The organism is Streptomyces kanamyceticus (assembly GCF_008704495.1).
GTDB lineage: Bacteria > Actinomycetota > Actinomycetes > Streptomycetales > Streptomycetaceae > Streptomyces > Streptomyces kanamyceticus.
This window is the reverse complement of record NZ_CP023699.1, coordinates 4,330,520-4,347,750: the sequence shown is the minus strand read 5'-3', so window position 1 is coordinate 4,347,750 and position 17,231 is coordinate 4,330,520. Positions and strand designations below refer to the sequence as shown.

23 protein-coding genes are annotated in these 17,231 nt (G+C 67.6%); 10 read left to right on the top strand and 13 right to left on the bottom strand.

From position 1 onward, the window contains the following. The first annotated feature begins 92 nt into the window (after positions 1 to 92). The 5 genes from CP970_RS18105 to CP970_RS18085 all read left to right on the top strand — a co-directional run bounded on the left by CP970_RS18105 (position 93) and on the right by CP970_RS18085 (position 3,758). Complete coding sequence (locus tag CP970_RS18105) at positions 93 to 404, top strand: hypothetical protein (RefSeq protein ID WP_055551204.1); 312 nt, start codon at positions 93 to 95, stop codon at positions 402 to 404. Continuing rightward, positions 404 to 1,774 (top strand): hypothetical protein, encoded by a 1,371-nt coding sequence (locus tag CP970_RS18100; RefSeq protein ID WP_055551206.1) that lies wholly within the window; start codon positions 404 to 406, stop codon positions 1,772 to 1,774. The genes CP970_RS18105 and CP970_RS18100 overlap by 1 nt, the downstream gene beginning before the upstream one ends. Then, on the top strand, positions 1,774 to 2,436 hold the full coding sequence (locus tag CP970_RS18095; protein WP_055551208.1) for a hypothetical protein: 663 nt from the start codon (positions 1,774 to 1,776) through the stop codon (positions 2,434 to 2,436). Before CP970_RS18100 ends, CP970_RS18095 begins: the two co-directional genes overlap by 1 nt. Position 2,437: 1 nt before the next feature. Further along, positions 2,438 to 3,034: a hypothetical protein gene (locus CP970_RS18090; protein WP_055551210.1), complete on the top strand. Its 597-nt coding sequence runs from the start codon at positions 2,438 to 2,440 to the stop codon at positions 3,032 to 3,034. Between the two features lie 82 nt (positions 3,035 to 3,116). Beyond that, positions 3,117 to 3,758, top strand: a complete 642-nt coding sequence (locus tag CP970_RS18085; RefSeq protein ID WP_063806168.1) for a hypothetical protein — start codon at positions 3,117 to 3,119, stop codon at positions 3,756 to 3,758. A 22-nt stretch (positions 3,759 to 3,780) separates the two neighbouring features. On the opposite strand, the gene CP970_RS18080 is transcribed toward CP970_RS18085, so the two are convergent. The 5 genes from CP970_RS18080 to CP970_RS18060 are packed head-to-tail and all read right to left on the bottom strand — an operon-like array spanning position 3,781 to position 7,060. Next, a complete protein-coding gene (locus tag CP970_RS18080; protein ID WP_055551214.1) occupies positions 3,781 to 4,386 on the bottom strand; it encodes a hypothetical protein in 606 nt (201 codons plus the stop codon). Beyond that, positions 4,383 to 5,009: a hypothetical protein gene (locus tag CP970_RS18075; RefSeq protein ID WP_055551215.1), complete on the bottom strand. Its 627-nt coding sequence runs from the start codon at positions 5,007 to 5,009 to the stop codon at positions 4,383 to 4,385. Before CP970_RS18075 ends, CP970_RS18080 begins: the two co-directional genes overlap by 4 nt. Further along, positions 4,996 to 5,430: a hypothetical protein gene (locus CP970_RS18070; RefSeq protein ID WP_055551218.1), complete on the bottom strand. Its 435-nt coding sequence runs from the start codon at positions 5,428 to 5,430 to the stop codon at positions 4,996 to 4,998. Before CP970_RS18070 ends, CP970_RS18075 begins: the two co-directional genes overlap by 14 nt. 55 nt (positions 5,431 to 5,485) lie before the next feature. After that, positions 5,486 to 6,751 carry a hypothetical protein gene (locus tag CP970_RS18065; RefSeq protein WP_055551220.1) on the bottom strand — a complete coding sequence of 422 codons (1,266 nt, stop codon included), beginning with the start codon at positions 6,749 to 6,751 and terminating at the stop codon, positions 5,486 to 5,488. Between the two features lie 12 nt (positions 6,752 to 6,763). After that, positions 6,764 to 7,060 carry a hypothetical protein gene (locus CP970_RS18060; RefSeq protein ID WP_055551222.1) on the bottom strand — a complete coding sequence of 99 codons (297 nt, stop codon included), beginning with the start codon at positions 7,058 to 7,060 and terminating at the stop codon, positions 6,764 to 6,766. Positions 7,061 to 7,471: 411 nt separating this feature from the next. Here CP970_RS18060 and CP970_RS18055 point away from each other — a divergent pair, with 411 nt between their 5' ends. Continuing rightward, complete coding sequence (locus tag CP970_RS18055) at positions 7,472 to 7,771, top strand: WXG100 family type VII secretion target (protein ID WP_063806169.1); 300 nt, start codon at positions 7,472 to 7,474, stop codon at positions 7,769 to 7,771. A gap of 159 nt (positions 7,772 to 7,930) precedes the next feature. On the opposite strand, the gene CP970_RS18050 is transcribed toward CP970_RS18055, so the two are convergent. After that, complete coding sequence (locus CP970_RS18050; protein ID WP_055551224.1) at positions 7,931 to 8,581, bottom strand: hypothetical protein; 651 nt, start codon at positions 8,579 to 8,581, stop codon at positions 7,931 to 7,933. Between the two features lie 185 nt (positions 8,582 to 8,766). Here CP970_RS18050 and CP970_RS18045 point away from each other — a divergent pair, with 185 nt between their 5' ends. The 4 genes from CP970_RS18045 to CP970_RS18030 are packed head-to-tail and all read left to right on the top strand — an operon-like array spanning position 8,767 to position 11,562. Continuing rightward, a complete protein-coding gene (locus CP970_RS18045; protein ID WP_055551227.1) occupies positions 8,767 to 9,078 on the top strand; it encodes a type VII secretion target in 312 nt (103 codons plus the stop codon). Next, entirely contained in the window at positions 9,075 to 10,292 is a 1,218-nt protein-coding gene (locus CP970_RS18040) for a putative T7SS-secreted protein (protein ID WP_150493535.1), read from the top strand. The genes CP970_RS18045 and CP970_RS18040 overlap by 4 nt, the downstream gene beginning before the upstream one ends. A 35-nt stretch (positions 10,293 to 10,327) precedes the next feature. Next, positions 10,328 to 10,981: a hypothetical protein gene (locus CP970_RS18035; protein WP_224058501.1), complete on the top strand. Its 654-nt coding sequence runs from the start codon at positions 10,328 to 10,330 to the stop codon at positions 10,979 to 10,981. A 5-nt stretch (positions 10,982 to 10,986) separates the two neighbouring features. Next, on the top strand, positions 10,987 to 11,562 hold the full coding sequence (locus tag CP970_RS18030) for a hypothetical protein (protein ID WP_055555972.1): 576 nt from the start codon (positions 10,987 to 10,989) through the stop codon (positions 11,560 to 11,562). Positions 11,563 to 11,605: 43 nt separating this feature from the next. On the opposite strand, the gene CP970_RS18025 is transcribed toward CP970_RS18030, so the two are convergent. The 7 genes from CP970_RS18025 to CP970_RS17995 form a co-directional block, all read right to left on the bottom strand. Continuing rightward, a complete protein-coding gene (locus CP970_RS18025; protein WP_055555955.1) occupies positions 11,606 to 12,622 on the bottom strand; it encodes a hypothetical protein in 1,017 nt (338 codons plus the stop codon). Next, the gene (locus tag CP970_RS18020; protein WP_055555957.1) at positions 12,619 to 13,263 is read right to left on the bottom strand and encodes a hypothetical protein; all 645 of its coding nucleotides are present in this window, start codon (positions 13,261 to 13,263) and stop codon (positions 12,619 to 12,621) included. The genes CP970_RS18025 and CP970_RS18020 overlap by 4 nt, the downstream gene beginning before the upstream one ends. A gap of 296 nt (positions 13,264 to 13,559) precedes the next feature. Then, the gene (locus CP970_RS18015) at positions 13,560 to 14,171 is read right to left on the bottom strand and encodes a hypothetical protein (protein ID WP_055555960.1); all 612 of its coding nucleotides are present in this window, start codon (positions 14,169 to 14,171) and stop codon (positions 13,560 to 13,562) included. A gap of 49 nt (positions 14,172 to 14,220) precedes the next feature. Continuing rightward, a complete protein-coding gene (locus CP970_RS18010; protein ID WP_055555962.1) occupies positions 14,221 to 14,931 on the bottom strand; it encodes a hypothetical protein in 711 nt (236 codons plus the stop codon). After that, positions 14,928 to 15,527, bottom strand: a complete 600-nt coding sequence (locus tag CP970_RS18005) for a hypothetical protein (protein WP_055555965.1) — start codon at positions 15,525 to 15,527, stop codon at positions 14,928 to 14,930. The genes CP970_RS18010 and CP970_RS18005 overlap by 4 nt, the downstream gene beginning before the upstream one ends. 9 nt (positions 15,528 to 15,536) lie before the next feature. Continuing rightward, complete coding sequence (locus tag CP970_RS18000; RefSeq protein ID WP_055555966.1) at positions 15,537 to 16,853, bottom strand: putative T7SS-secreted protein; 1,317 nt, start codon at positions 16,851 to 16,853, stop codon at positions 15,537 to 15,539. Beyond that, positions 16,850 to 17,164, bottom strand: a complete 315-nt coding sequence (locus tag CP970_RS17995; protein WP_055555968.1) for a hypothetical protein — start codon at positions 17,162 to 17,164, stop codon at positions 16,850 to 16,852. The genes CP970_RS18000 and CP970_RS17995 overlap by 4 nt, the downstream gene beginning before the upstream one ends. Between the last annotated feature and the right edge of the window lie 67 nt (positions 17,165 to 17,231).

Sequence of the window (17,231 nt, the reverse complement as noted above, 5' to 3'; positions counted from 1 at the left end):
TTGAGCGTTCACGGTGTGCCACGGGGGCGGTCCCTGCTGCCTGTCCTCGCTGCCCGTGGCCGGGTACGACGACGTACGGAGGGGGCGCCCCCATGGGCGAGTACTCGAGGATCGACGACCTGGAGGTCATCCGGGAGATGGGGGTCGGTCTCGCGAGGATCAAAGACGCGTTCGACGGTCTGGGGAAGCTGAAGGGCCAGTACGAGGACGACTTCGGTGAGCATGACCTCTCCTGGCAGTTCGGGGACTTCGTGGGGAACTGGGAGAGCCACCGCGAGGAACTCGGCGACGAGATCAAGCAATTGGGCGAGCTCGCGAAGGCTGCCGCGAAGACGTACGAGAGCGTCGACAGCGAATTGGCAAGGGTTCTGCGGGAGTCCGACAAGAACAGGAAGAAGCCCTGATGGCCGGCGCGCGCACGAAGGACTGGCAGCCGCTCGCCGACCACGACCCGGTGCCGGGCGATCCCGATCGCCTGGAGCAGCTGGGCCGCAAGCTCCGCAAGACGGCTGACGAGCTCGAGCGACAGGTACGTCACCTCAAGGCGGCGTCCGAGGTGGAGTCCTGGGACAGCGACGCGGGCAAGGAGTTCCGTGAGAAGGCCAAGAAGTGCCGGGGCCGCCTGGAGGCCGCGCACAAGCGCTACAAGACGGTGGCCGACGAGGTCGGCGACCGGATCGTGGACCACGGACCCGACTACGAGTCGAATGCCGCGGCCAGGCCCGGCAACTACGCCACCGAACTCCACCGTGCCCAGCGGATCGCCGAGATCGCCCGGCAGGACGCCCAGGATGCCGAGGCCGACAAGGGAGCCGCCCAGAAGGGGCTGGACGGTCTTTCCGGTGACTCCGGCAAGGGCGGTGAGGGCAAGGAGGGCGGCAAGGGGCGCAAGGAGAAGTTGGAGGACCGGGCGGAGGCTGCCGGAAAGGCCCTGGAGGAAGCCCGGGAGAAGCTGCGGAAGGCGCAGGACATCCGCGACGCGGCTGCGAAGAAGGCGCGCGAGGCCATCGACGACGTCATCTCCGGCGATGCCCTCAAGGACGGCTTCTGGGACGGCTTCGCGGATTTCGTGGAGTGGGCGGCGGGATGGACCGAACTCATCTCCAAGTGGGCCGGAATCGCGGCCCTCGCGGTCGGCTGGATCCCCATCATCGGGCAGGGCCTCGCAGGGCTCCTGGGCGCCATCTCCATGGTGGCCACACTGGTCAACATCGCGTGCACGGCCATCCAGGTCGCCATGGGCGACGAGTCCTGGACGGCGCTCGCCACGGCGGCGGTGGGGTTGCTGATGATGGGGGCGGGCAAGGCGATGTCCAAGGTCAGTGGGCGGTATGCCAAGGGGTTGTTGGGGCGTATGCGGCTCGCCAAGGGCGGCAAGGCGACTCCGCGGCAACTCAAACGAAACCGCCACAAACTCAACCATGATGCGGGAGTCGTCAAGGGAATCGAGCGGGGAGACATCTCGAAGTCGATCACGGAGCCCGTCACCGAGATCTTCAAGAGCTCCACGTGGAAGGACGGCTTCAAGGGTGGCTACCGTGAAGCCGCGCAGGCGCTCCGAGATCGCGGAAACGGCAGCGTGATCAAGGGAGGGCTCAAGTCGATGTCCCTGTCGGACGCCTCCGTGGCGTCGGACCTCAAGGAGCTCAAGCATCTGGGCAAGGGGCTGGGCGACGGATACGCGGTCAACCAAGTGTCGAGTCGAGTGACGGCACTGAACGTGGCGGGCAGCGGGATCACCGCTGGTGGCCTTCTCATTGACGAGGTGAGCTGATGGAATCAGAGCAGAAGAAGTCCGCGGAGAGCTCGCTCGGCCCCGAGGACGACTACCTCGTCGAGTTCGACTTCGACAGCGGTTGGCTTCCCCTGACACTGCACGAGGGAACTCGCGCGGAGGCCGCGCAGATGGCCGCGGACCTCGCGGCGCAGTTCAATCCGCTGAGTCTCGGTGTCAGCAAGGCGTCACTCCAACAGGAGCTGGAGAAGCACGCCTTGACGGCCTTCGAGTCCGGCCCTCTCCTGACGACAGTCGCGTACACGGAGGGCGGCATCTTCCTGGCGGACCTGTCGGTCCTCGCCTACGGAGAGGACGGCGTCCCCCGTCCCTCTCCCGAGGAGTACCGGGAGATGTTGCTGAAGTGGTCCTACGCCGAGGTGAGGGGTGAGCCACAGATCCACGACGTCGAACTGCCGATCGGCCCCGCGGTCCGGGTGCAGGCGGTACTGATGGAGAAGAGGCGCTTCGGATGGGGCAAGAAACTCAGTGAGTGCCTCCGGTACTGGGTCTGGCCCACCGGCCATGAGGAGATCCTGCTGATCGAAGCAAGATGGCTCAACTTCGAACGCACTGACGAGCTGACCGATCTCGTGGACCGCCTCGTGCCCAGCTTGCGCCTCGTCCCCGTCCCCGTCCCCGGCTCCTGCGACGAGGAATGAGATGCCCCTCCCCGCCGAATGGGACACCCCACCCACCGACTACACGATCTTCGTTCCCGCTGGCTGGTTCCAACTGCACCTCGACCCCGACGAACGCGACCGCGGCATCGTCGCCCTTGCCGACCGGCAGTTCGCGGGCATCGACAACGCGCCCGTACTCAAGGAACGGCTGATGAGGGACCTGCAGAAGCAGGCGAAGGCAGCCCACCGCGAGGGTGGTGTCGAGCTGTACATCTCGCTGCTGACCGTCGAGGGCGTGCCGTTGGCGTCGTCGCTGCTCGTGAGCCTGCTTCCGGACGGCTGGCCGGGTTGCCGCACGGCACACGACCTGGCCCGCCGCCTGGTGGACACGGGGCACCCGGCCGACGTGCGGAAGCTGGACGCCGCGGGTGACGCCGTACGGACGGAGAAGACCGAAGCCCCTGATCCCAAGCGTCAGATGGGGAACACTCTCGCGACGACGACCGTGAGCTACCACGTGCCCGTCCCCGCGAGCAGGCAGTGGCTGACTCTCACCTTCTCCACTCCGATGGAGGGCCTGGCGCCGAAGATGGTGGAACTCTTCGACACCGTGGCCGGGACGCTGCACTGGGAGTAGACAAAGTCGGCCCTGGCAAAGGCATTGACCCCTTCAGTACCTTCGGGTGGCTCGTCGAACTGTCGCCCCTTGGGAGTCATACGTGAACCGCAGCCGCATCCGCCCGATCGCTGTCTCGCTCGCGGCTGCCGCAGCCCTCTTGCTGACGGCGTGCGGAGGCGGGGGCGACGAGAACGGTGGGAAGAAGAGTGAGAGCCCGCGGGTGCGGAAGAGCGAGGCCGCGGGGAGCGACCGGCCCGAGATGTCACTTCCGTCGGATGTCAGCCTCGTCTTCGACAAGGTGAACGTGACCGACCCCGATCAGGCAGCGGCCATGGGGAATGCGCGGAAGTTCGTGCGGGCGATTCGCCATGGGATCACGAAGCAGGACGTGGACGACCCGGCGTACAAGTTCTACTCGGAATCGCGGAGCCCCGCTCAGGCCTATGCGAAGGACCAGATCGAGCAGCGCGTGGACAGGGGCTTCTCCATCAGCGGGGAGATGCGCTTCAGCCGGACCAAGGTCTCACCGGCCGAGAACGAGAAGTCGGCCGTCGTCTCCTTCTGCAGCGACAGCAGCAAGCTCTACAGCAAGGAAGTGAAGACCGAGAAGGTGCACCGCACGGAGCCGAGCATTAGCGACTACAACTCCTGGCAGGTGCTGATGACTCCGGCCAAGAACTCCGAGGGCCCCTGGCGGGCCCAGAAGGTGCGGGTCGAGGAGAAGGCCGTGGAGTGCCGGTAACCGCGGTGCGGGCTGCGGCCCGTCAGGCGTCCACGTTCACGAACAAGCTCCGCGCGAACTCGTCGAACTCGTCGATGTTCGCCGTGATCCACCCGATGTCCTCGCCCAGGGTTCGTACGATCACGTCGATGCCCAGGGACTCGATGCGCCACGCGTAGTTCACCGAGACGCACATGGCCTCGGCCTTGGCGGCGACGAAGTAGCGGATCGAGCGTTTGCCGCGGCCCAGGTGGGTGGTGTCGAAGTCGATGACCTCGGGGTCCTGGGCGGCGCCCGGCTCGTTCTTCTGGACGAGCTCGTCCAGGGTCGCGTCGACGTCGCCCTCGCTCGGGCCCGCGTGTACGAGGAAGGTCAGGAACTCCCGGCGCGGGTCGGGGACGTAGAGGAAGACCTGGTGGACGGGGACGGTCCGGGGGAGCTGTTCCGCCACGGAGTCCAACTCGTAGGCCAGCATCTTGACCTGCTTCTTGTCGACGGGTTCGTCGTCGACGAGGGCCCACAGCAGCTCCGAGGTGCGGCGGGCCCACTTCTTGCGGTCGCGCGCGGCGCCCCGTCCCTCCCCGAGGATGGGCATGGCGGGCCAGACGGTGGCGTCGCTGTCCGTGTCGAGGGAGAAGGTGACGGTCACTCGGTCCTCCAGCGGAACGTAGTCATGACGGCGTCGAAGAGCTCGACGAGGATCTCGGTGAAGTCGCCCTCGGGGTCGCCGTCGCCGAGGGTGCTGAAGCTGACGACGAGCCAGCCGGAATCGGCTCCGTTCGACGGTACCTGGACGACGTAGTCGACGTGCCGGGACGGTGCCTCGACACCCTTCGCCGGGTCGGCCGGCACCGTGCGCGCCTTGCGCACCGCCGCCGCGCCGTCCACCTCGGCGGGCTCGGAGTCCGTGGCACCGGCGAGCAGCTGGGTCAGCACGTCGTGCCGTGTGACCCCGTCCCGCTGCGCCGTCTCCGGCTTGGTGACGATGATCGAGGCGGCGATGAGGAGCCCGTGCATGGGCTCCACCGGAAGGTAGAGGTCCACGCCGTCCCGCTGGCGTGCCTCCTTCACCGAGGCGTTCAGCCGCCGGTACAGCTCCAGGCGCGCGTCGGCCACCTTGTCCCTGGGCAGGTCGGGGGAGAGCCGGTCCGCGGCGTCGTCGACGATCTTCTTGACCGCGTCCTGGGTCCCCTCCTTCAGAGGGATCCTCGTCCACCCGGGAGGGATCACGAGGGTGTAGCCGAAAGCGTTCCTGGCGTCAGCCGTCGGCATGGTGGCGGCTCCTTCGGTCGAGCGCTCCGTACGCGAGGGTGAGGGCGCCGGGCAGCAGCGGGCTGATGAGGACCGCGGGGTAGTGGTGCATGAGGAGGAGAAGCGGGGCGAGTTGGGCGAGCCCGCCGCCCGCGAAGTAGAGGAGGAAGTCCCCTCGCCACCGGCCCTGGCGGCGCAGCGTGACCACGCCGAGGGACAGGGCGGCGACGGCGAGGAGCGGCAGCGCCTGCCCCGGCACCCGGAAGACGCCGCTGAGCGAATCCGGGAGCGCGCCGGAGTTGATGAGCACCCCGCCGATGATGGCGACGATGAGGAAGGCGAGCGGCGTCACGAGGACGATGCGCGCGTTCCTGATCACCTTTCTGTCCTCGGGGGGCAGGGCGGCGGCCGCGCCGGTGCCCGCTGTGGTGTTGTCCGTCATCCGCACGGCTCCTGGTTCGGTCTGTCGCGGCCTGCCGGCGCGTTGTCGCGGTCGCTCACCAGGCGGACTGGGCCTGTGTCACGCCGTGGCTTCCCTTGAAGTCGTTGTACGCGTCCCAGCTGGGCTTGTGCGGGATGTCGAGACCGTCGCTCGCCGCGTTCAGGGTGTCGTTGTCGCCGAGCAGCTTGTCGCCCCAGTCGACGGCGGTACCGGCGTAGGCCGACCCCATGGCGGCGCCGTAGGCCACGTTGCCGCCCGCCTTGGTGCCGTGCGAGATGCCGTCGCCGAAGAGCTTCTTGTTCGTGCTGATCCCCTTGCGCAGGGCCGCGAGCTCGCTGTCTCCCAGGTGCGCGGCCGTGGACCACTTGCCGGGCGGCGGCAGCTCGTCGGCCACCTTTCCCGCGCGTCCCGCGATGCCCTTGCGCAGGGCGTTCATCTCCGCGCGGATACCGGCCTTGGCCGTGTCGTCGGTCGCGCCCGCCAGCCGGTTGGCCAGCTGGTTGCGCATGGACTTGGTGGCCGCGAGGCCGCCCTTGAGCTTGGTGACCCGCTGCACGGTGGAAGCGGCGCGAGTCGACTTGCTCGCCACCTTGAGCCCGGCCATGGCGCCCCGGCCGATGCCCATGGTGAGCAGTCCGAAGGCGTCGAAGGCGACGTCCATCCAGGTGGCCTTGCCCGCGGCGACGAGCAGCATGCGGCCCAGTACGACGGCGATGCCGATGCCGATGACCAGGAGATTGAGCCCGGGTACGAAGATCGCGACGATGGCCAGGGCCGTGCCGACCCAGCTGAGGATGTCGAGGAAGAGCTTGAAGCCGTCCGCGTGTTCCTTGGCCCAGCCGACCAGGTCGTCCCAGGTGCTGTCCTCCACCGCGTCGTCGATCGCGTCCAGGATGTTCCTGCGCGCCGTCATGGCGTGGCTGTTGAAGTGGGACGTGGCCTTGGTGAGGTCCTTCTTCGCCTCCTTGACCGCGTCCTCGTCCTTCTCGTCGGCCTGCGCCTTGTCGCGCGCCTTCTTGGCCATGCCCTGGGCGTGCTCCAACTCGTCGGCCCAGGTGGTCAGATGGCCCGACACCTTCTCGTACCGGCCCTTGGTCTTGTCGAAGCGCCCGGCGAGTTCGTCCGACTCCTCCTTGAGGCTCTTCGCGTACTTGCCCTTGATGTTGTCGTCGTCGCCGAGCTGACGGAGCTTCTTCACCTGCCGGGACAGTGTCTCGGCGATGCTCGCGAGCCGCTTCGCCTCCGCGCGCACGGCGACCGGGTCGCCCGGAGTCGGGTCTGATTCGGCGAGGGGGGACCAGTCGACCGGACGGCCAGTCACGTGCTGTCTCCCTTACTTGTTCTTCTTCTTGCCCTTGCTGGCCTCGGCCAGTTCCTTGTCGAGCTCCTCGAAGTTCTCGATGGCCTGCTCAACGAGCTTTCCGACCTTGTCGATGTTGTCGAGGAGCTCTTTGCGGTGGTCGTCCCAGTTGGTGGTGAAATCACCCATCGCCCCGGAGACGTAGGGCGATCCGTACTCGTCCCGCAGGTCCTCCTGGTGCCCGGTGCAGTCCTTGAATTCCCTGCGCACCGTGCCGAGGTCGTTCTTGATCGTGTAGAGGTAGTCGTAGTCCACACCGAGATCGGTCACGGTTGTCTCCTTGCGACAGGCAGGGTGCGAAGGGTGTCTCCAGTGCGCCGACGTTAACCGTGGGGTGGCCGGACCGCCAGGGAAGATAGCGGGACAAGTTGCCGCATCCCGCTTAACTGTCACGGTGTCGTGACGCGAAGAGCGCACGGGTGGCCGTCCCCGTCGCCTTTGGCCCGCCTGGGCCGCCGCGTCGAATTGCGTGGTTGCGGTTGCTATCGGCTCGTGTGGGCCCTCATGCGGGTCCTCGTGTACGCGGGAGGGTGCGCGGTTATAGCAGAGCTGCAACTGAACCGGGGTGTGTTCCCCTCCGCCTCACCCGTAAGCTGCTGCCGCAGGAGCGGACGATCACATCTTCCGTTCTGAACGGGAGCCACGGGGGTTGGCCCTGGGGCGAGTTGAAGAGGAGGGTCAATGTCCAAGGACCTTGATGTCACATATCAGGACATGCGGGATGCTGCGAAGCATGTCGTCAAGGAGAAGGACAAGCTCAAGGAGAAGCTCGACGGTCTGCGGAAGTACATCGCGAACCTGGTCGAGTCCGGCTTCGTGACCAAGAGCGCCTCGAAGGCGTTCGACGAGAGCTTCGACGAGTTCGTCAAGGGCGCGAAGGACACCATCGACGGTCTCGACGGCATGGGTGACTACCTCACCAACGCCGCGGACAAGTTCGAGCAGATCGACGACGAGCTCGGCAAGGCCGCCAAGAAGTAGCCGCGGACGTCACGCCGACGAGGAGTGGGGCGACGGGGGTGCCTCCGTCGCCCCACTCCCCGTCGGTAGGCGGGTGGGCCCGAGGCGGTGCGGCGGCGCCGCCGCGGGCCGGTCGTCGGCTCCGTGCGATCCGCGGCGCCAACTCCCCTGCGTGAAGCGTCAGTTGCCCGACGACGGCTGCCGGAGCACGTGCATGTGGAGCTCGCCGCGGAACTCCTCGGTCGTGAGCCGCAGCCACGACCCGTCGTGGAACTTCAGGAGCAGCAACTGGGTCCTGAACTCGCCGAGGAACGGGTCGAAGAGCACGGCTTGACCGGTGGCCAGGCGGGCGACGACCTCCATGCGCTTGTCGCGTCCCACCGACACGCGCTTGGGCGGCGCCGCGAGGACGACCTCGTCCTCGGTCGCGACGACGAAACGCTGATGGTGAGAGGAGTGGCCGTACCAGCGGAGCAGGAACTGCCCCGCCGCGCCACTCCAGTTGCCGTCGAAGACGCGGTCGAGCCCCTGCTCGGCGACGATGGCCTTGCGCCGGGCCTCGTCCTCGCGCGCCCGCCGCTTCTCGTCCTTCTTACTCTCGAACAGCCGATCAAGTGCCTCTCGGGCACTGTCCAGTAGGGACAGCAGCATGACGAACGGCATGAGCAGCGCACCGACCGCTGTCCCGAGCATGCCCAGCGGGGGCATGACGGCCGGGCGCAGCCGTGGGTTACCGGCCGCCTGAAGCACCTCGGCCGGCGGGTCCGGGATCTTGTCGATCGTGCACCATCCCGCCGCCTCGGCCCGGACGCCGAGACGATCGGAAATCATGCGCTGCTCGCCCCTGGAAGTCACGTCAAGACTCTCCTCGTCGGCACGGAATGTCGGTACGGAACAAACTTGCTGCAATCGAGAGCGTATCGGGTGCCGGGTGGCACCCGGGAGGAAGAATTCGGTTGGTGGGACCGCTGTTGTCCCGTGCATAGCCGGTATCAGCCAGAAGGGGGGTGGTCCCCGTGGGGGACCACATCAAGGCGGATCTAGCCGCCATCAAGAAGTGTTCACGAGATCTGGGGAAGATCCACGACGAGTTCGAACGCAACGGGAATCCCGCCGACGAGTACGGCGCCGCGGTGGGGCACGGCGGTCTGAAAGATGCCTTTTCGGAATTTGGGGACACCTGGAAGAAAACCAGGAAGAAGCTCATGAAGGAGCTCGAGAAGCTGGCCGAGTTCACTTCGACCGCCGCCAAGACGTACGACAAGATCGATGAAGAGTTGGCCAAGGCGATCAGGGAAGCCAAGGCGCAGAGCAAGGGGAAGAAATGAGCAGGACGGACAGCGACTGGCCGCCGCTGTGGCATGACGACCCGACCCCGGGCGATCCGGAGGAAGTCGCCGAACTCGGGCGGAAATTGCGCAAGATGGCCGACATGATCGATGAGCAGTCCCGGGTCATCAAGGCCCTCTCGTCGGTGGAGGGCTGGGACAGTGAGGCCGGTAAGGGCTTCCACGAAATGGCGGGTGGCACCGCGGACAAGCTCAAGAAGTCGTACGAGCGCTACGACGAGGCCGCCAAGGCCGTCGGTGAGCAGGTGCGCGAGGGCAGCTCGGACGAGTTCGCCAGCGAGATGCGCAGGGCGCAGCGGAAGGCCGACAAGGCGCTGAGCGACTATCACCTGGCGAAGGGTGACCATGACGTCGCCGAGCGTGAGGTGAAGAAGTTCACCGACAAGTATCCGATGAACAACATTCCCGCGAAGGACAAGGAGGAGTACGACCGCTGGGTCAAGAAGAAGTCCGAGGCCCTTCTCGACATCGGCGCGTCGCGGAAACTGGTGAAGGAAGCCAGGGAGATCTACGACGACGCGGGCGACAAGGCCGCCAAGCACATCAAGAACGTCGTGCACCACGACGACGTGCGTGACCCCGGCGGCTTCATGAACTTCCTCGCGGATTGGGCGGACGCGCTGTCGAACATATCCGCCGTACTGTCCGTGCTCGCGGTGATCTGCGCCTTCGTGCCGCCACTGCAGTTCCTCGTGCCGATCTTCGCGACGCTCGCCGTGCTCACCAGCGCCGCGGCCCTCGCGGGGCATGCGTACGACATGATCGCGCGCGGCGGGAAGCTCGACTTCCTGAAGCTGGGTGCCGACCTGCTCGGTGTGCTCCCCGGCCTCGGCGCCCTGAAGGGCTTCAAGCTGGTCAAGGGCCTCAAGGGGCTTTCCAAGCTGAAGGCGCTGCGCTTCAACGGGCTGCGCGCGCTGGACGGCGTCGGACACAACTTCCTGAACGGCGTGGCGGTCAAGGCGGCCAACAAGATCCTCGGCAAGACCGCGCGCAAGGAACTCCTCGACGGAAAGAAGATCACCGCGGCCATCAAGGGAGGGGGCCTCGCCAGCGCCCTGAACCGGATGTTCCACGGCGAGAACGGCGAGAAGACCGGGTACCAGGCGCCGCCGAAGAAGCCGGCGCCCACCCCCACGCCCTCCCCCTCGCCCCGTCCCTCGCCGAAGCCGTTCAACGCGGCTCTGGCGGCCTGAGAATGAAGGTTCGGATGGCCACTGACAGTACTGAAGTGGAAGAGGACAGCCGCAGCCTCGCGGGGGGCGACGGCATCGAGGTCCGCTGGGTGATGCCCGAGGGCTTCCTCGAGCTGCCCTTCGAGGCCGAGGACCTGGACGACCTCGCCGACCAGCTGCTCGCGTTCGCCGCGACCACGCTGCCCGGCGCCGATGAGGAAGTGCGCGTGCAATGGGCTGTCATGTGCGCGCTGAACTACGACGATTTCATCGAGGCGGGCGTCCAGTACGCCGGGTTCGTCACGACCGAGGTGGAGGGCGTGCGCTGCACCGCCACGGTCAACGTCAGCATGACGGACCTGGACGAGCGGGCGGGACGTAATCCCGCGGGCTTCATCGCCACCACGATGCGGCACCTGGACATCGGCGAGGTGACCGAGGTCATGCTGCCCTGCGGCCCGGCGGTGACCTGCGTCGGCAGCCGTCAGGCCATGGTGGACGCCGCGCTGACCCAGACCGGGCAGGCGGAGCCGCTGACGACCTCCTTCATCCAGGTGCAGATCCCGGTCAAGAACGGGACCGCCGTGGTCCTGGAGATGGGCACCCCGACCGCCGAGGGATGGGACACCTTCTCCGCCATGTTCGCCGGGATCGTGAAGAGCGTGCGCTTCTTCGACGACGAGGGGGCGACTGTGGTGATGCCGGGGTGACGGACATGCCACCGGGGACCGATCTGCCCCCGCCCCGGGCGGCGGTTCCCAGGGACTACCGCCTGCTCGTTCCCCGGGACTGGTTCCGCATCGATCTCACCCAGGACCGGTGGCGCGCCCAGCTCAAGACCTTCGTGGACCGGCAGGCGGAGGGCCGCGGCGTCTCCGCCGACCTCACGCGCAAGGTCTGGGCGACCCTGCGCAACACCGCGGAGACGGGGCGCACGCGCGGCGCCATGGAGTTCTACCTCCTGGCGACCTCGCGGGACGGCGGCATGCCCGCCTCGCTCCTGGTCTCGCTGGTGCCGCTGGGCAAGACTCCGGCGGAGCCGGAGGCGTACGCGGAACTGCTCGAACTGAGGCAGGAGGAGGGCGGTCCACAGCGCGAGATCACGGTGGTGGACCTGCCCGCGGGCCCCGCCGTACGCGTCCTCGGTCCCGCGAGCCTGGACTTCCACGTCCACATGCCGGGCGGCACGGGCTACTTGATGCTCGCCTTCGCGGCGCCGCTCACCGGGATGGTGGGGCCGATGGAGCGGCTGTGCGAGGCGATGGCGGGTTCGCTGGGCTGGGTGGACTGACTCCGGGCCGGTGCCTGCGCACCGGCCCGGTCGTCTCACCGGTTCACCGGTTGATGGACTGGATCTCCTTGACGGCGACGTCCTGTTCGAACGTGGACAGGCCGTCGGGGAGCGCCGGCTGCTGCGCGGGCCCTTCGGGGTCCGCGGAGTTGGTCCAGGTCACCTTCCAGGTGACGCGCGCCTGGAGCTGGTAGGCACCGTCACCTGAGGACTTCCGGTACTTGATGTTGCAGCCGTCCTTCGACGTGTCCAGCTGGTAGCCGGACTTGGACTTGGTCAAGTCGTACGTGCAGGACTGCGGGTCGGCGAATTCGGTGCCCGCGTCGACGCGGAGGGCGACGGGCCTGGCGACGGTGGTCGCCGCGATGTCGACGCCGAGGTGGTCGAAGTGGGCCGTCACCCAGACCGGGTCGATCGGCGCGTCGAACTTCACGTGCGTGGCCAGGTTCACGATCTGGTTGTCGGCGGCGGGCCGGAGCGTGACCGGGGGCGCGGGGAGCTTGGTCCGCGCGTAGGCGAGGCCGGCGAGCACGAGCGGCGAGATGGCCTGCTTGGGCGGGTCTCCCTGCTCGACCCACTGAACGGGCGTGATCGGCGTGCACTTGGCCATGTCAGCGGGCTTGACGTTCCCCGACCTCAGCCGGTCGACGTCGTACGTCCGGTACCACCAGGCGCCCTTGTCCTTCTCGTGGAATTCCTTGCCCTTGTCCCAGCCCGGCAGGGGCTTGCCGGAGGTCGGGTCGATGGGCGCGGTCTTCTCCGAGTACTCCTTGTACTGCTTCCCCGTGAACTTGGGCTGGGTCCAGCACAGCGGCGGGTCCCACGAGCCTTCGCTCTGGGCGATGGGGCTGGCGCCCTTGCCGCCCTTGAAGTTGGTCTTGAACTGGACCTGCGCCCCGATGGCGCCGTTCCCGGACGAGCCGCCGCCGTCACCCGCGGGCGGTTCACCGGAACTGCCGCTGCCGTCGCCCGCCACCGCCGGGCCCACGGAGCCGAGCACCAGGAGAACCGCTATGCCCGAACCTGCCGCGGTGCGGGTCACCTTGCGCAGCCTGCTCACTGGCACTCCTTCGACGAGGTCTCACCGCGGAAGGACTGCACGAGCCAAGTGTCTTGTTCGGTCCTCGCGAGCGTGGCCGTGTTCTTGATGAAGTCCTCGGGGCTCGGCTTGGTCTTGCGCGCCTTGCCCGACTTGATGTCCTTGGCGTACGCCTTGGAGCGGTCCTCGCAGTAGGTGACGGTCGCGGTGTCGTCGTCGTGGCTCTGGACCTTGCGGTCGTAGTAGCGGTAGAGCCCGGTGATGGTGCGTCCTTCCGCCTTCGCTTTCTTGATCTCCGAGACGTAGAACGCGAGTGCCTCATCGGCGTAATACCGCGTCAGATAGCGCGAATTGGGGTCCAGGTCCACATAGACGCGCTGCCGGGCCATCAGCCCCTCGGCCTGCTCCTTGAGGATCCGGTCCTTCGCCTTGTCGCCCGTCGTGTCCGACTCGATCTCGACCTTCACATCGGCGGGCAGGCCGAAGTCAGGGAGCTTGGCCGGTGCGGTGGACGAGTCCTTAGGGGTCTTCGGGCTCGTGCTCGCCTCCCCGCCCGCTCCCTCGATCTTGTCGCTCGAATCGGAATTGCTGCTGCAGCCCGTGAGGACCAGAGCCGTGGTCGCGGCGAGCACGGCGATGGTGGGCATGGTGCGGCGTTTCACGGTCGGCTCCTGTTGGGCGAGAGGGTCTCCATCGCACCGACGGTATCTGTGGGATTGACGGCCGCGCCACCGGCGAAAATGGTGCAAGTCGCCTTATCCAGGCTTACCGTCGCCGTATCGTTCGGCGAAGAGCGCAACGGCCCGTGGCTCCAACAATGGCCCCCGCACCTGGAAAAGCCGGAAGCTGCCGTGCCGCATTGCGGGTTGCTGTCGCTATCGCCTCCCGGATCGCCTCGCGACGGGCGGCGAACCGCACCCTGGGTGTGGGGTTGGACACGGGAACCCCGGCAGGCTCCTCAGTACCTGTTCCGCTCCGGCAGTTCGAGTTCGTCCGCCTCCGGGTGGAAATTCGCCGCGAACGGATAAGGGCCGTAATGCGGGTAGAAGGTCGGAATGTCACCGCCGTTCTCCGCGGCGATGTGGGCGATCTTCCGGTACGCGGCCGCGCGGGCCCTGACTTTCTGGCGCGGGCGATTTCCCCACTGCCGGACCAGTGTGACGACGAAGAGCAGGAGTGTCACCGCGACGATGGCTCCGGCTCCCGCGTAGAAGAGCGACTTGTTGCGGTCCGATTCCCAGGCCTGGACGTACGCGCCCCAGTAGACGAAGAGACCGAAGAGGATGAAGGCGGTGGGATAGCCCGCCCTCTTCCCGGCGCTGATGAGCTGTTCGTCGTCGATGGAGCGCAGCCGCAGCATCTTCAGGACCGCCTCGTCGTCGAGGAAGTCGAACTGCACCCTGCGGCCCTCTACTTCGGCGGCTTTTCGGGCGGCGGGCACGGCGGCGATGACCTCGCCGGGGATCAGCTTCCTGATGAACCCCTCCCGCGCCCGGTACTCCCACGGCCCGGGCTCGCGGTCCTTGTCCTCGTCCCCGTCCCTGTCCTCTTCTTCCCGGTCGTCCTGCATGGGGCCACCGTAATGACTCCCCGGCGGTCGCACACCCGTTTCACACCGGTCACTCCGGCTCGATGACCAGCGGGGTGCCGTCCGCGTGGAACAGGCGGATGCTGCTCACCACGTTCCCGAAGACCGTGCAGAACGTGTCCCAGCCGACCGGTGTGGGCGTGCTCATCTCCAGCACGACCGTGGTCAGGTTCGGCAGCGGGAGGTACACGCGGACGTACGACGTGGGGACCGGTAAATCCGCGCCGGATTCCGTCAGTTGGCCGCTGATCCGGTCCTCGCGGGTGCCGATGCAGGAGACGGCGGGGCCGCACGGGAGCTGGATCTCGGTGACCTCGCCCGCGCGCAGCCCGCGCAGGCCGGCGGCGATCGCCGCGACGGCGTCGCCGTCCTCCGTCTCGGGGCTGTCGGTGAGGGAGGTGAAGACCGTGGCGGTGCACGGTTCCTCGCCGATCGCCGCCACGCAGACGGCCGCGAACTCGGCCCCGTCGGCGAGCAGGTCGTCCATGCCGAGCGCGATGACGACCGCCAGTTTGAGGCAGTCCTCGGGCTCGGCCCCGGGCAGCGCCTTCTCGGCCAGCTCCTCCAGGAGCCGCACCGCCTCGTCCTCGTCGTCCTCGTGCAGCGGGATGTCGTGGAAGATCTCCGGCATCACCCAGCGGACGTGAATGGTGTCGGAGCGGACCGTGGCCGTGTTCGCGCCGGGGGCGGGCCCGGTGGGGATGAATTCGAGGCGGTCCGGCAGTTCGGTGGGGGCGGTCACGTGAGGCCGTTGCCTTCCGGGAGGACCGGGACGGGGTGTTCGGGCGCTTCGGGGAAGAACTTCCGCGAGGTGATGTACATGCCGTAGTGCGGGTAGAGCAAGGGGACGTCGGCCCCGCCGTTGCGCGCGATGACGGCGATCTTGCGGTAGAGCCGCGCACGGCACCGCATGTTGCGGTTGGTCTCGTCGAGCAGGCTGCGCCGCCGCAGCAGGTAGAGCGCGACGAGCAGACCGACGACGATCACGGCGTCCGCTACCAGGAACGCGATCTGGAACGAGCGCGGCTTCTCGACGGCGACCAGGTCCCAGAACGGCCAGGCGCCCGCCCCGAAGACGAACAGCGGCAGGGCGAAGAGACAGCCGAGGACGCCCGCCTTCGCCGTGTCCTGACTGCGGCGGTACAGCATCGCGAGTACGGCACGGTCGTCGAGGAAGTCGAACCGCACCTCCCGCCCGTACCGCTCGGCCGCCTCCTTGGCTGCGGGGACGGAGGCGATGACGGAGGCGGGGACCAGATCGTGCGTCTGGCCGCCGTCGTCGACGAACTGTCCGTTCTGGAGCGCCTGGAAGTCACGGCGCGACGTGGGGCCTGGCATGGCTCCTCCTTACCCTGCGGGTGCGAGCGCGCCGTGGAACGGCGCGGACGTCGGACTCGGCCGCGGGGAGGGCGACGGGCGGTCCGGGGTGGACGGTGGCGTACTCGGGCCCGGCTTCGGGCTCGGCCCCGGACTGGGGTCGGGGGTGGCGTGCTTGGGCGCCTGGTCGCTCTGGTCGGGCAGCGCCCGGTTCAGCTTGATCGCCGACTGCACGCCGAGGTTCGCCAGCGCGGCGCCCTTGATGAAGCGCGTCACGTTCTCCGGCAGGAAGCCGGCGCCGGGGAGCTTGGAACCGATCTTGCTCAAGCCTGGCACCTTCGCCGCCAGCTTCCCGCTCAGCAGCTTCGACGCGAGGCCCACGCCGCTGTTGATGCTCTTCACCGCGATGCCGTTGGTGAACATGCCCCAGGCGACCTCCCTGGCGGCGGCGAGCCGGGTGACGCCCTTGGCGCCCACCGCGAGGCCCTTGAGCAAGCCGACGCCGGGGACGATGCCGAGCACGTCGATGGTGATCTTCACCCAGTCGAACTTCCCGCCCCTGGCGAAGACGTCGTACAACCGGCCCGTCAGCGCCGTGGCGCTCAGCGCGGCGGCCACGCCCACGATGATCGCGGCGATACCGCCCGTCAGGACGACCGCCGCCACCAGGGCCACCACCGCCAGGATCGTGGCCGCCGCGGTGAACCAGTCGGCGTGGTCCGCGATCCAGTTCATGAATCCGCCGGGGTCACGGACCTCGTCGTGATGGATGATCCGCTTGATCTTCTTGGCGGCGGCGCTCGCCGCGTCGTCACGGATCTCCTGGGCCTGCATGATCGTCTGCCGGTGCCCGGCCATCACCTTCGTGGACTCGTCGAGCTTCTTGCGCTGCTTCGAGCGCTCGACGCTGTCCTCCGCCGATGACGGCACCGTGCCGTCGGTCTTGCCCAACGCGGCCTGCGTGGCCTTGTGTTCGGGCTCCATGGCCCGGAAGTCGGCCAGCGCCTTGTCCGCCATGCGCTGCGCGCGGTGCAGCTCGCTGGCGTACTCCTTGGACTCGCCGCCGCCCTCGTTCACCTTGGTGCCGATCGCGAGGGCTGCCTCGTCATAGCGGTCGTACGCGTCCCGCAGGCGCTTGGAGGTGTCGCCCGCCGTCTCGTGGAAGGCGCGCCCGGCCTCGCTGTCCCAGTTCTCGACGGACGCGAGCGCCTTGATGTTCCTGGCCTGCTTGTCGATCTCGTCGGCCATCCGGCGCAACTTCTTGCCGAGCGCGGCCACTTCGTGCGGATCGCCCGGTATCGGATCCGAGTCGAAGAGCGGTTCCCAGTCGGTCGGCCGCGCGCTCACTTCTTCCCCTTCTTGGCGCTCTTCTTCGCGTCCCTGAGGGCCTCGGCGAGGGCATGGTCCACGTCGTCGTACGTCTTGGCGGCTTCCGCCGTGTACTTGGCGAGGTTCTCGATGTCCTTCATCAGCTTCTTGCGCGTCTTCTTCCACGTGCCGGAGAAGTCGTCGAAGATGTCGCGGAGCTTCTCGCTGCCGAGGGCCTTCTCATAGCCGTCGGAGGGGTCTCCGTGCTCCTTGAACTCTCGGTGGATGCCGTACAGCGCATCCGAGCAATCCTTGATGAGGTCCAGATCCGCTCTGAGTCTGTCACCCATATCTCGGCCCCCCCGCCTCGACTTGAACCCGGACGAACGTATCCAGGGGGCCTGGGGTGCCACTAGT